Raw genomic sequence first — 12,016 nt, 5'->3', positions numbered from 1 at the left:
TTTACGGAGTACAATTATTTAAAGCGATAAGTAATACGGCCACGGTTTAAATCATACGGAGACAATTCAACCGTCACTTTGTCACCAGGTAAGATACGGATGTAATGCATACGGATTTTACCTGAAACAGTAGCAAGAACTTGGTGTCCGTTTTCTAGTTCAACTTTAAACATTGCATTCGGCAAAGTTTCGACGACTGTACCTTCGACTTCAATCATATCTTCTTTTGCCACGCACAGTACCTCCTTGTACTTGTTTCGCATTTTCACACGATAAAATGGCGGAAACTGCAGTTCCCACCTCAAAATTCTCAAAATGGATCATCTAGAGGATTTCTCTAGAAGTCGGACTGACATATTCTATCATAATTTATTGAACTTGACAAGAGTAACTGCTTAATGCAAGTCGGCTACGGGCAATCGTGCTATTTTTCAATAATTTTTTGGACATCAGTAAATACAGCATCGATTTCACGATCACCATCGATAGTGTTTAGCAAACCTTGTTCTTTGTAATAGGCCAAGATTGGTTCACTATTTTTGATGTTGATAGCCAGACGATTTTTAACCGTCTCAGGTTTATCATCTTCTCTTTGATAGAATTCATGCCCACCACAACGATCACATGTATCTTCAACTTTTGTAGGGTTAAAAATTTTATGATAAGTTGCTCCACAATTGCTGCAAATGAATCGGCCAGCTAAACGCTCAACCAATACATCTTCACCAACATGGATATCGATGACTGCATCAATTTTTTTGTCTAAGTCTTTTAACATTGCATCTAGCGCTTCCGCTTGCTCAAGTGTACGGGGAAAACCATCTAATAAGAAGCCTTTTTCCGTATCAGGTTCAGCTAAGCGCTCTTTCACGATTCCATTTGTTACTTCATCAGGAACTAATTCACCTTTATCAATATAAGACTTTGCTTCCAAGCCAAGAGCTGTTTCATTTTGCATTGCTGCACGGAACATGTCTCCTGTTGAGATGTGAGGAATATGATAAGCATCAATGATTTTTTCTGCTTGTGTTCCTTTACCTGCGCCTGGTAGCCCCATTAAAATGAGGTTCATTGTTTTCCCTCCTAATAAATGTGAGAACGTGTGTTGAGGAAAAACCTCAACACGCTTTCTTACTCGATAAATCCAACGTACTTACGTTTCAGCATTAAGCCTTCTAACTGTTTCGCAGTTTCTAAAGCTACACCGATGACGATCAGTAAGCTAGTACCACCTAACCCAATGGACTGAGGCAGATTCCAAATCATTTGAGCAATGATCGGTAATAAAGCCACTAAACCAAGGAAAATCGCACCGACTGTACTTAAACGCATCAATAAGCTTGAGACATACTCTTCAGTTCCTTTACCAGGACGTACGCTTGGTATATAGCTTCCTTGTTTTTGTAAGTTTTCCGCTAATTTCTCAGGGTTTACTTGAACAAAAGCATAGAAGAATGTGAATGCGACGATCAAGATCGTATAAATAGTTGCACCAGGTGCAGTATTATAGTTAAAGATCTGCATCATTATTTTATACCAGTTTTCAGCCCCAAATCTTCCACTCAATGCTTGTAAAACCGCATTAGGTGTCGCAATAAACGAACTTGCAAAGATAACCGGGATAACCCCAGCCGCATTGACTTTCAACGGTAGATAACTACTTGTTGGCGCCCCTGCTACACGTTTCGTATATTGAATTGGGATTTTGCGTTCAGCTTGTTGGAAAAATGTAACGCACGTTACGATCAATAAGATTGCAACGATTAAAATAGCAATGAAAATTGCAGATTTCCAGATATCTGATTGATTGATATTTACGAAATAGTCTTCATAAATTTCTTTTACACTTTCAGGAAGTCGAGAAATGATCCCTGCAAAGATGATCATTGATACTCCGTTACCGATTCCTTTTTCTGTGATTTGTTCTCCTAACCAAGTGACAAACATTGTACCAGCAGTCAAAATCAGACCGATAGTAACATAGGTTGAAACGTTAGGGTTATTCACAAAACCTAGTTGAGCATATTGGTTAAATCCAGCAGTGATCCCAACAGATTGGACAAATGCCAATACTAATGTCAGGTATCGAGTTGCTTGATTCAACTTCTTACGACCAACCTCCCCTTGTTTTGACCATTCAACAAAACGTGGCACGATATCCATTTGTAACAATTGGATAACGATCGAAGCTGTAATGTAAGGCGAAACCCCCATTGAGAAGATGGAGAAGTTTTGCATCGCACTACCACTCACCAAGTTCAACATGTTGAAAAAAGGCAAAGAAGAAAGGTTTTGCAATGAACTAGCATTTACTCCGGGCACAGTGATATGAGCACCTAAGCGAAATACAAATAGAACAAAAACAGTAAATAGGATTTTGGATCTAATGTCTTTTACTTTAAAAGCATCTTTTAACAGTTTGAACATTAGATCACCTCAATTGACCCACCAGCAGCAACGATTGCTTCTTCAGCTGCCTTAGAGAATTTTGCGGCTTTCACAGTCAATTTCTTAGTTAACTCACCGTTAGCTAATACTTTGATTCCAGATTTTTCGTTTTTCACGATTCCAGCTTCTACTAAAGCAACTGGAGTTACTTCAGCACCATCTTCAAAACGATTTAGGACATCAAGGTTGATGACTGCATAATCTTTGCGGTTCACGTTTGTGAAACCACGTTTTGGTAAACGACGGAATAATGGAGTTTGACCCCCTTCAAATCCTAGACGTACACCACCGCCTGAACGAGCTTTTTGACCTTTTTGACCACGTCCAGCAGTTTTTCCGTTACCAGAAGAAGTACCACGTCCAACACGGTTACGTACTTGTCGTGAACCTTCTGCAGGTTTTAATTCATGAAGTTTCATAGGTTTGGCACCTCCTTAATATTCTAGTTCATATTTCTTACTATATACTAGGTTTGTTTAATTAGATTTCTTCAACGTCCACCAAGTGAGAAACAGTGTTGATCATGCCTTTGATTGCTTCATTAGCAGGTTTAACCACTGAGCTGTTAATCTTTGTAAGACCTAACGCTTTTACTGTATCACGTTGGTTTTGAGGACGTCCGATAATACTGCGTTTTAAAGTAACTTTTAATTCAGCCATTATTTTTGTCCTCCTTATCCGATTAATTCTTCAACTGATTTGCCGCGAAGTTCTGCAACTTCTTCTGCACGTTTCAATTGTTTCAAACCTTCAACAGTTGCACGAACAACGTTGATTGGTGTATTTGAACCTAAAGATTTAGAAGTGATATCTGCTACCCCTGCTAATTCCAATACGGCACGAACTGGTCCACCAGCAGCAACCCCAGAACCTTCAACAGCAGGTTTCATTAGGATTCTACCACCACTAAAAGCACCGATGACTTCGTGTGGGATTGTTGAACCAACCATAGGTACTTCAACTAAGTTTTTCTTCGCATCTTCAATTGCTTTACGGATTGCTTCAGGTACTTCTTGTGCTTTACCAGTACCAAATCCTACATGTCCGTTTTTGTCACCGACAACAACTAAAGCAGCAAAACGTAGACGACGTCCACCTTTAACAACTTTTGTTACACGGTTAATTGCAACAACGCGGTCTTCTAATTCCAAATGTTTTGGATCGATATAAACCATGAATGGTATTCCTCCTTTTCCTAAAATTCTAGTCCATTTTCGCGAGCAGCTTCAGCTAAAGCTTGCACACGGCCATGGTAAAGGTATCCACCACGGTCAAAGACTACTACTTTAATGCCTTTTTCAGTTGCACGTTCAGCAACTAATTTACCGACAGCTTGTGCTGCTTCTGTTTTTGTTCCACCTGAAATTTCTTTATCCAAGGTAGAGGCACTTGCTAGCGTTACACCCGCTACGTCATCAATAATTTGAGCGTAGATGTTTTTGTTAGAACGAAAAACGTTCAAGCGTGGGCGCTCAGCAGTACCAGAGATATTGTTACGTACACGACGATGTCTTTTCTGACGTGTTTTGTTCTTATCTGGTTTTGTAATCACAATTGTCACCTCTTTAATTTTATTGTACTGCACTTAGGCAGAAACACCAAAGTCTCGAAAAATAGAAGCTGCGGCACAAGTTAAATTTCTTTTGAATGAAGGTAAACTTCTGCAAAATCCTTTTTTCCTGCTGCTGGCTTCTATGCAATTTTTCTAAACTATTTACCAGTTTTACCTTCTTTACGGCGTACATATTCGCCAACATAACGAATACCTTTACCTTTATAAGGTTCTGGAGGACGAGTTCCGCGAATGTTCGCAGCTAATTCGCCAACTTCTTCTTTGTTCGCACCTTTAACAATTACTTGTGTGTTAGCTGGTACTTCAACAGTTACGCCAGCTGGTGGTGTGATTTCTACTGGATGTGAGTAACCTACGTTCAAGACAAGTTTTGATCCTTGTAATTGCGCACGGTACCCAACCCCGATCAATTCTAATGCTTTTTGGAATCCTTCACTAACACCTACAACCATGTTGTTGAAGTTAGCACGAGTTGTTCCATGGATTGTTTTCATTTCTTTACTGTCATTTGGACGAGTGAAAGTCACTTCGTTTCCTTCGATATTCATTTTGATATCAGAAGAGAAAGTACGTGTTAATTCACCTTTAGGTCCTTTAACTGTAATGTTGTTTCCATCTTGAGTAACTGTTACTCCTTCAGGGATCACAACAACTTTATTTCCAATACGGCTCACTTAAAGACACCTCCTTGTAAATTCTAGTTGATTACCATACGTAAGCGATAACTTCGCCGCCGATATTTTTTTCACGAGCTTCTTTATCAGTAACAACACCTTCAGAAGTCGAAATGATTGCGATACCTAAACCGTTCAATACTTTTGGTACTTCGTCAGCTTTGACATAAGCACGCAAACCTGGTTTAGAGATACGTTTTAAGTTAGTGATAACACGTTCGCCGTTTTTACCAAATTTTAGGAAAACACGGATCACGCCTTGTTTGTCATCTTCGATATATTCAACATCACGAACGAAACCTTCACGTTTTAAGATTTCAGCGATGTCACGTTTAATTTTTGATGCAGGAACTTCTAAAGACTCATGTTTAACCATGTTTGCGTTACGGATACGAGTTAGAAAATCTGCAATTGGATCTGTCATGACCATTGATCTTTTACCTCCTTCTTATGCGAATTTACTTTTTTACCAGCTAGCTTTCTTCACGCCGGGAATTTGACCTTTATAGGCAAGTTCGCGGAAGCAAATACGGCAAAGATGGAACTTACGATAAACTGAATGTGGACGTCCGCAACGTTCGCAACGAGTGTAAGCTTGTGTTGAATGTTTTGCAGGGCGTTTGTTTTTAGCAATCATTGATTTTTTAGCCACGTAGTTCGCCTCCTTTAATTATTTTTGGAATGGCATGCCTAATTGTGTCAACAACTCACGAGATTCTTCATCTGAGTTAGCTGTCGTTACAATAACGATGTCCATACCACGTACTTTATCTACTAAATCGTAATCTACTTCTGGGAAGATCAATTGTTCTTTAATACCTAAAGTATAGTTTCCACGACCGTCAAAGGCTTTTTTACTTACACCATGGAAGTCACGTACACGTGGTAGAGAAACTGAAACCAATTTGTCTAGAAATTCGTACATTCTTTCTCCGCGCAAGGTAACTTTTGCCCCAATTGGCATTCCTTCACGTAAACGGAATCCAGCGATTGATTTTTTAGCTTTAGTAATCATTGGTTTTTGTCCAGTGATCAAAGTTAATTCTTCAACTGCTTTATCTAAGTTTTTAGCGTTTGATACCGCATCACCAACACCCATGTTGATGACGATTTTTTCAACTTTAGGTGTTTGCATAACAGAGCTATAGTTAAATTTTTCCATCAATGATGGAGTTACTTCTTTAAGATATTTTTCTTTTAGGCGGTTCATTCAGTAAGCCCCTCCTTCCTTAAACTTATTTATTATCTAAAACTTCACCGGTTTTTTTAGAAACGCGGACTTTTTTGCCATCTACTTCTTTGTAGCCAACTCGGCCAGCTACGCCAGTAGAGTCGATCACCATCACGTTAGAAACATGAATTGGTGCTTCCATCTCAACAATTCCACCTTGAGGAGCAGCTTGAGAAGGTTTTTGGTGTTTTTTAACAACATTCACACCTTCGACAATGACTTTATCTTTTTTCGGAAACGCTGCTAATACAACGCCTTCTTTATTTTTGTCTTTTCCAGTGATAACTTTAACTTTATCGCCTTTTTTAACAAACATAACTGTTTCGCACCTCCTTTGATAAGTGTCTCAAGATTATAAAACTTCTGGTGCTAGTGAAACGATCTTCATGAAGTTGTTTTCACGTAGTTCACGTGCAACCGGCCCAAAGATACGCGTTCCACGAGGGCTTTTATCATCACGAATAATCACTGCAGCATTTTCATCAAATTTAATATATGAACCGTCTGTACGACGAGCTCCTGATTTTGTTCGAACGATAACGGCTTTTACGACGTCACCTTTTTTGACAACCCCACCTGGCGTTGCTTGTTTAACCGTAGCAACGATCACATCACCGATGTTAGCAGTTTTACGACCAGAACCACCAAGGACTTTGATCGTCAAAATTTCACGTGCGCCTGAATTATCAGCGACTTTTAAACGACTTTCTGCTTGGATCACGTTGTGTATCCTCCTTTCAGATTTTGCATTCAATCTATATAGGAAAATCTCGTGTTATTAGATAATAACTGCTTCTTCGACTACTTCCAACAAACGGAAACGTTTTGTAGCTGATAATGGACGAGTTTCCATAATTTTCACGATGTCGCCAACTTTAGCTGTGTTGTTTTCATCATGCACTTTGTATTTCTTAGAATAGTTCATGCGTTTGCCATAGATAGGGTGGTTTTTCTTTGTTTCAACAGAAACTGTAATGGTTTTATCCATTTTGTCAGATACCACGCGACCTTGATAAACTTTGCGTTGATTTCTTTCTTCAGTCATACGCTTAATGGCCTCCTTCCATAATTACTTAGCTTGTTCACGCAATACAGTTTTGATGCGTGCAATCGATTTACGTACTTCTTTAATACGTGCAGTGTTTTCTAATTGACCTGTTGCTAATTGGAATCTAAGATTAAACAATTCTTCTTTTAATTGTTTTTCTTGATCAAGCATTTCGGCAGTGGTTAATTCTCTGATTTCTTTAACCTTCATTCGATTCACCACCCATTTCCTCACGTTTTACGATCTTAGTTTTCATTGGTAATTTGTGAGAAGCTAGACGTAACGCTTCACGAGCCACTTCTTCAGACACGCCTGCAATTTCAAACATGATTTTACCACGTTTTACTGGTGCAACCCATCCTTCAGGTGCCCCTTTACCAGAACCCATACGTACCCCAATTGCTTTGGCAGTATAAGATTTGTGAGGGAAAATTTTAATCCATACTTTCCCACCACGTTTCATGTAACGAGTCATTGCGATACGAGCAGCTTCGATTTGGCGGTTAGTGATCCAATGTGAATCAACAGCTTGCAAACCGTATTCACCGAATGCTACTTCTTTACCACCTTTGGCTTCCCCGCGCATTTTTCCGCGGAATTCACGACGGTGTTTTACACGTTTAGGTACTAACATGATTATTTCCCTCCTTTCTCAGTGTTTTTTTTAGTTGGAAGAATTTCTCCACGATAGATCCACACTTTAACTCCTAGTTTTCCGTATGTTGTATCTGCTTCTTCCCATGCGTAATCAATATCCGCACGTAATGTGTGAAGAGGAACAGTTCCTTCTGAGTATCCTTCTGAACGAGCGATGTCCGCACCGTTTAGACGTCCAGATACTTGAGTTTTGATCCCTTTAGCGCCAGCACGCATTGAACGTTGGATGGCTTGTTTTTGAGCGCGACGGAAAGCAACACGATTTTCTAATTGACGTGCGATTCCTTCACCTACTAATTTTGCATCTAGATCTGGTTTTTTGATTTCCACGATGTTGATATGGATTCTTTTACCAGTTAATTTATTTAATTCTTTTCTTAGGTTTTCGACTTCAGATCCGCCTTTACCAATAACCATACCTGGTTTTGCTGTGTGAATTGAAATGTTAACACGGCCTGTAGCACGTTCGATTTCAATTGTTGATACAGCAGCATCAGCAAGTTTAGTTGAAATAAATTTACGGATTCTTAAATCTTCGTGTAAGAACTCTGCATACTCTTTTTCAGCATACCATTTAGCATCCCAGTCGCGGATGATGCCTACACGCATTCCAATTGGATGTACTTTTTGACCCACTGATTATCCCTCCTTATTTTTCTGATACGACTACCGTGATATGACTTGTACGTTTGTTGATTGGAGAAGCTGATCCTTTTGCACGTGGACGGAAACGTTTCATTGTTGGTCCTTCGTTAACAAATGCTTCAGATACTACCAAGTTTTCAACATCTAAGTCAAAATTGTTTTCTGCATTCGCAACTGCTGACATCAATACTTTTTCAATGATTCCAGCAGATTTGTTTGGTGTGAATTTCAAGATTGAAATTGCATCCGCAACACTTTTACCTCTGATAAGGTCAATTACTAAACGGGCTTTTCGAGGTGAAGTGCGAACTGTTTTTGCAGTTGCTTTAGCTGATGTGATTTGTTCTGCCATTTGGTTTTATCCTCCCCTCAATTAGCGTTTCGTTTTCTTATCGTCTGCAGCATGGCCACGATAAGTTCTTGTTGGTGCGAATTCACCTAGTTTGTGTCCTACCATATCTTCTTGGATGTAAACTGGTACGTGTTTACGTCCATCGTATACTGCGATGGTATATCCAACAAAACTTGGGAAAATGGTCGAACGACGAGACCAAGTTTTGATAACTTTTTTCTTTTCAACCCCTGCTTGAGCTTCAACTTTGTTCATTAAATGCTCATCAACGAAAGGTCCTTTCTTTAAACTACGACCCATGGTGAACCTCCTCTCAAAATGTGCGACACATGGTCAAAGAAATTATTTATTTTTACGACGACGAACAATAAGTTTGTCTGATTTAGCTTTTTTATCACGAGTTTTGTAACCAAGTGCTGGTTGTCCCCAAGGAGAAACTGGTGCTTTACGTCCGATAGGAGCTTTACCTTCACCACCACCGTGTGGGTGATCGTTAGGGTTCATTACGCTACCACGTACAGTTGGGCGTTTACGCATCCAACGAGAGCGTCCAGCTTTACCGATGTTGATCAATTCGTGTTGTTCGTTACCTACTGAACCGATTGTTGCACGGCAAGCAGCTAAGATCATACGAACTTCACCAGAGTTTAAGCGGATCAATACGTATTTGCCTTCTTTACCAAGTACTTGAGCACTTGTACCAGCAGAACGGATTAATTGTCCACCTTTACCAGGTTTCATTTCAATATTGTGGATAACAGTACCAACTGGAATGTTTTCTAAAGGAAGAGCATTTCCGACTTTGATATCTGCATCTGGACCTGAAACAAGTTTCATTCCAACTTGTAGTCCTTTTGGTGCTAAGATGTAAGCTTTCACTCCATCTTCATAGTGTACTAACGCGATGTTAGCTGAACGGTTTGGATCGTATTCGATCGTTTGAACAGTTGCAACAACGTTATCTTTGTTACGTTTGAAGTCGATCACGCGATATTGGCGTTTGTGTCCGCCGCCTTGGTGACGTACAGTGATGCGGCCGTTATTGTTACGTCCAGCATGGTTTTTCAATGGTTGTAACAATGATTTTTCAGGTGTTGATGTTGTGATTTCAGCAAAATCAGAACCTGTCATGTTACGACGACCATTTGAGGTAGGTTTGTACTTTTTAATCGCCACGTTTTTCCCTCCTAATTTAATGAGTTATCTAGTAAGTGCTTATTCAGCAGCTTCGAATAATTGGATTTCTTTTGAATCTTCAGTCAATGTAACGATCGCTTTGCGACGTTTTTTTGTATATCCTGCATATTTGCCCATACGTTTGAATTTCGCACGTACGTTCACGATGTTCACGTTTTTAACTTTTACGTCAAAAGCAGCTTCAACCGCTTGTTTTACTAAAGTTTTGTTTGCACGAGTGTCCACTTCAAAAGTATATTTCTTGTCATCCATGGCAAGCATTGATTTTTCAGTGATCACTGGGCGTTTGATTACGTCTAGTAAGTTCATTATGCAAGCACCTCCTCAATTTGAGTAAGAGCAGTTTGTGTTGCTAACACTTTTGTATTTGAAACAACATCTAGAACACTTACGTTATCAGAAGTTACTACAGTTACGTTTGGTAAGTTACGTGCTGATAAAGCAGCAAAGTCGTTACCATTCTCTAGAACAACCAATACTTTAGAGTCAATAGATAAGTTAGCAAGAACTTGTTTAAATTCTTTTGTTTTTGGTGCATCGAAGCTTAATCCTTCAATTGCTACCAAGTTGTTTTCAGCAACTTTTTCTGACAATACAGATTTCATTGCTAAACGACGAACTTTTTTAGGAAGTTTGTAGCTGTAAGAACGTGGTGTTGGTCCAAAGACTACGCCACCTCCACGCCATTGTGGTGAGCGGATTGATCCTTGACGAGCACGACCAGTTCCTTTTTGACGCCATGGTTTACGTCCACCGCCTCGAACAGCACTACGGTTTTTAACCGCATGTGTTCCTTGTCTTAATGACGCACGTTGCATAACGATTGCATCGTAAACAACACTTTCATTTGGTTCAATTCCGAAGATTTCTTCGTTAAGTGTGATTTCACCGTTTTGGCTTCCATCTTGTTTGAATAATGCTACATTCGGCATTCCTTAGTTCCTCCTTTCTTCCTACTATTATTTAGCTTTCACAGCTGATTTGATAGTGATTAATGATTTTTTAGCTCCAGGAACATTTCCTTTAATTAAGATAACGTTTCTTTCTGCATCAACGCGAACAACTTCCAAGTTTTGGATTGTTACGCGGTTGCCACCCATACGGCCAGCAAGACGTTTATTTTTGAATACACGGTTAGGTGCAACTGGACCCATTGACCCAGGACGACGATGGTAGCGAGAACCGTGAGCCATTGGTCCGCGGCTTTGGCCGTGACGTTTGATAACCCCTTGAAATCCTTTACCTTTCGTAGTACCTGTTACATCAATAATGTCTCCTGCTTGGAAAACATCTACTGTAATTTCTTTTCCTACTTCATATTCTCCTAGCTCAACATTTTTGAATTCACGAATGAAGCGCTTAGGAGCCGTGTTTGCTTTTGCAACATGACCTTTCGCAGGTTTGTTTGATAAAACTTCACGCATATCTTGGTAACCAACTTGAATAGCTTCGTAGCCATCAGTTTCCATTGTTTTCACTTGTAGCACTACGTTTGGAGTAGCTTCTACAACAGTTACTGGAATTAATTCGCCAGATTCAGTGAAGATTTGTGTCATTCCCACTTTTTTCCCTAAGATTCCTTTGGTCATGAGTACACCTCCATTAATTTTATTTTAATATTATAGTTTGATTTCGATGTTAACACCAGATGGTAAGTCTAGCTTCATCAAAGCATCAACAGTTTTTGGTGTTGGGTTCACAATGTCGATAAGACGTTTGTGTGTACGCATTTCGAATTGTTCGCGTGAATCTTTGTATTTGTGAGTCGCACGAATAACTGTGTAAAGACTGCGTTCAGTTGGTAATGGAATTGGACCAGACACGCTAGCTCCAGTTCTTTTTGCAGTTTCCACGATTTTATCCGCCGCTTGATCTAAAATACGGTGTTCATACGCTTTTAAACGGATACGAATTTTTTGTTTTGCCATCTTGTTCCCTCCTTCGCCTATTTTGAAAAGTAGACATAGCTCCACGAAAATTTCCGTCACGCTCGTTCGTGGCAAAGCGTCCGGGCGTGTCGCAACCTCTCGTTTCTTAGCCGACGAAATCCTATAGATTACGTCTGTGACATTTACGTTTAGGTAAACGCACCTTTGTAATTATAATATATCTAAATCCACAAAGCAAGGCTTTTTTCCTGTAAAAAACAATTTGTTTTCATAAGTTTTCATTTAGATAACTTTAGATGCCT

24 protein-coding genes are annotated in these 12,016 nt (G+C 39.6%); all 24 read right to left on the bottom strand.

The window, feature by feature from the left end; all coding sequences use genetic code 11:
- Positions 1-14 precede the first annotated feature (14 nt).
- The 24 genes from infA to rpsJ all read right to left on the bottom strand — a co-directional run bounded on the left by infA (position 15) and on the right by rpsJ (position 11,753).
- Positions 15-233: a translation initiation factor IF-1 gene (gene infA, locus IGJ27_RS00435; RefSeq protein WP_002288695.1), complete on the bottom strand. Its 219-nt coding sequence runs from the start codon at positions 231-233 to the stop codon at positions 15-17.
- 191 nt (positions 234-424) lie between these two features.
- The gene (locus tag IGJ27_RS00430; protein WP_010720438.1) at positions 425-1,072 is read right to left on the bottom strand and encodes an adenylate kinase; all 648 of its coding nucleotides are present in this window, start codon (positions 1,070-1,072) and stop codon (positions 425-427) included.
- A gap of 59 nt (positions 1,073-1,131) precedes the next feature.
- Complete coding sequence (secY, locus tag IGJ27_RS00425) at positions 1,132-2,427, bottom strand: preprotein translocase subunit SecY (RefSeq protein ID WP_010720439.1); 1,296 nt, start codon at positions 2,425-2,427, stop codon at positions 1,132-1,134.
- Positions 2,427-2,867, bottom strand: coding sequence for a 50S ribosomal protein L15 (gene rplO, locus IGJ27_RS00420; protein WP_010720440.1), 441 nt, complete (start codon positions 2,865-2,867; stop codon positions 2,427-2,429). Before rplO ends, secY begins: the two co-directional genes overlap by 1 nt.
- 61 nt (positions 2,868-2,928) lie before the next feature.
- The gene (gene rpmD / locus IGJ27_RS00415; RefSeq protein WP_010720441.1) at positions 2,929-3,108 is read right to left on the bottom strand and encodes a 50S ribosomal protein L30; all 180 of its coding nucleotides are present in this window, start codon (positions 3,106-3,108) and stop codon (positions 2,929-2,931) included.
- Between the two features lie 14 nt (positions 3,109-3,122).
- Positions 3,123-3,623 carry a 30S ribosomal protein S5 gene (rpsE, locus tag IGJ27_RS00410; RefSeq protein WP_002288681.1) on the bottom strand — a complete coding sequence of 167 codons (501 nt, stop codon included), beginning with the start codon at positions 3,621-3,623 and terminating at the stop codon, positions 3,123-3,125.
- Positions 3,624-3,643: 20 nt separating this feature from the next.
- The gene (gene rplR / locus IGJ27_RS00405) at positions 3,644-4,000 is read right to left on the bottom strand and encodes a 50S ribosomal protein L18 (RefSeq protein WP_005880747.1); all 357 of its coding nucleotides are present in this window, start codon (positions 3,998-4,000) and stop codon (positions 3,644-3,646) included.
- Positions 4,001-4,158: 158 nt separating this feature from the next.
- The gene (gene rplF, locus IGJ27_RS00400) at positions 4,159-4,695 is read right to left on the bottom strand and encodes a 50S ribosomal protein L6 (protein ID WP_010720442.1); all 537 of its coding nucleotides are present in this window, start codon (positions 4,693-4,695) and stop codon (positions 4,159-4,161) included.
- A 31-nt stretch (positions 4,696-4,726) separates the two neighbouring features.
- Positions 4,727-5,125 (bottom strand): 30S ribosomal protein S8, encoded by a 399-nt coding sequence (gene rpsH, locus IGJ27_RS00395; protein ID WP_002288675.1) that lies wholly within the window; start codon positions 5,123-5,125, stop codon positions 4,727-4,729.
- Between the two features lie 36 nt (positions 5,126-5,161).
- The gene (locus IGJ27_RS00390; RefSeq protein ID WP_002356214.1) at positions 5,162-5,347 is read right to left on the bottom strand and encodes a type Z 30S ribosomal protein S14; all 186 of its coding nucleotides are present in this window, start codon (positions 5,345-5,347) and stop codon (positions 5,162-5,164) included.
- A gap of 18 nt (positions 5,348-5,365) precedes the next feature.
- Positions 5,366-5,905 carry a 50S ribosomal protein L5 gene (gene rplE / locus IGJ27_RS00385; RefSeq protein ID WP_002288671.1) on the bottom strand — a complete coding sequence of 180 codons (540 nt, stop codon included), beginning with the start codon at positions 5,903-5,905 and terminating at the stop codon, positions 5,366-5,368.
- A 25-nt stretch (positions 5,906-5,930) separates the two neighbouring features.
- On the bottom strand, positions 5,931-6,242 hold the full coding sequence (rplX, locus tag IGJ27_RS00380; RefSeq protein WP_010720443.1) for a 50S ribosomal protein L24: 312 nt from the start codon (positions 6,240-6,242) through the stop codon (positions 5,931-5,933).
- A 36-nt stretch (positions 6,243-6,278) separates the two neighbouring features.
- On the bottom strand, positions 6,279-6,647 hold the full coding sequence (rplN, locus tag IGJ27_RS00375; RefSeq protein ID WP_002288669.1) for a 50S ribosomal protein L14: 369 nt from the start codon (positions 6,645-6,647) through the stop codon (positions 6,279-6,281).
- A 57-nt stretch (positions 6,648-6,704) separates the two neighbouring features.
- Complete coding sequence (gene rpsQ / locus IGJ27_RS00370) at positions 6,705-6,971, bottom strand: 30S ribosomal protein S17 (RefSeq protein WP_010720444.1); 267 nt, start codon at positions 6,969-6,971, stop codon at positions 6,705-6,707.
- A 24-nt stretch (positions 6,972-6,995) separates the two neighbouring features.
- The gene (gene rpmC / locus IGJ27_RS00365; protein WP_002288664.1) at positions 6,996-7,184 is read right to left on the bottom strand and encodes a 50S ribosomal protein L29; all 189 of its coding nucleotides are present in this window, start codon (positions 7,182-7,184) and stop codon (positions 6,996-6,998) included.
- Entirely contained in the window at positions 7,174-7,608 is a 435-nt protein-coding gene (gene rplP / locus IGJ27_RS00360) for a 50S ribosomal protein L16 (protein ID WP_010720445.1), read from the bottom strand. The genes rpmC and rplP overlap by 11 nt, the downstream gene beginning before the upstream one ends.
- A gap of 2 nt (positions 7,609-7,610) precedes the next feature.
- On the bottom strand, positions 7,611-8,267 hold the full coding sequence (gene rpsC, locus IGJ27_RS00355) for a 30S ribosomal protein S3 (protein WP_010720446.1): 657 nt from the start codon (positions 8,265-8,267) through the stop codon (positions 7,611-7,613).
- Between the two features lie 13 nt (positions 8,268-8,280).
- A complete protein-coding gene (gene rplV, locus IGJ27_RS00350; protein ID WP_002288657.1) occupies positions 8,281-8,628 on the bottom strand; it encodes a 50S ribosomal protein L22 in 348 nt (115 codons plus the stop codon).
- 21 nt (positions 8,629-8,649) lie between these two features.
- Positions 8,650-8,928 carry a 30S ribosomal protein S19 gene (gene rpsS / locus IGJ27_RS00345; protein WP_010720447.1) on the bottom strand — a complete coding sequence of 93 codons (279 nt, stop codon included), beginning with the start codon at positions 8,926-8,928 and terminating at the stop codon, positions 8,650-8,652.
- Between the two features lie 42 nt (positions 8,929-8,970).
- The gene (gene rplB / locus IGJ27_RS00340) at positions 8,971-9,804 is read right to left on the bottom strand and encodes a 50S ribosomal protein L2 (protein WP_010720448.1); all 834 of its coding nucleotides are present in this window, start codon (positions 9,802-9,804) and stop codon (positions 8,971-8,973) included.
- A gap of 39 nt (positions 9,805-9,843) precedes the next feature.
- Positions 9,844-10,134 carry a 50S ribosomal protein L23 gene (rplW, locus tag IGJ27_RS00335; RefSeq protein ID WP_002290449.1) on the bottom strand — a complete coding sequence of 97 codons (291 nt, stop codon included), beginning with the start codon at positions 10,132-10,134 and terminating at the stop codon, positions 9,844-9,846.
- Positions 10,134-10,757, bottom strand: a complete 624-nt coding sequence (gene rplD, locus IGJ27_RS00330; protein ID WP_010720449.1) for a 50S ribosomal protein L4 — start codon at positions 10,755-10,757, stop codon at positions 10,134-10,136. The genes rplW and rplD overlap by 1 nt, the downstream gene beginning before the upstream one ends.
- 27 nt (positions 10,758-10,784) lie before the next feature.
- Complete coding sequence (rplC, locus tag IGJ27_RS00325) at positions 10,785-11,414, bottom strand: 50S ribosomal protein L3 (protein ID WP_002290445.1); 630 nt, start codon at positions 11,412-11,414, stop codon at positions 10,785-10,787.
- A gap of 30 nt (positions 11,415-11,444) precedes the next feature.
- Positions 11,445-11,753 carry a 30S ribosomal protein S10 gene (gene rpsJ / locus IGJ27_RS00320; RefSeq protein WP_010720450.1) on the bottom strand — a complete coding sequence of 103 codons (309 nt, stop codon included), beginning with the start codon at positions 11,751-11,753 and terminating at the stop codon, positions 11,445-11,447.
- Between the last annotated feature and the right edge of the window lie 263 nt (positions 11,754-12,016).

Origin of the sequence: Enterococcus sp. DIV1726a (assembly GCF_051710985.1) — a bacterium.
Taxonomy (GTDB): Bacteria; Bacillota; Bacilli; order Lactobacillales; family Enterococcaceae; genus Enterococcus_B; species Enterococcus_B hirae.
The sequence above is the reverse complement of the archived record's forward strand: the minus strand, read 5'-3'. Positions and strand labels throughout refer to the sequence as shown.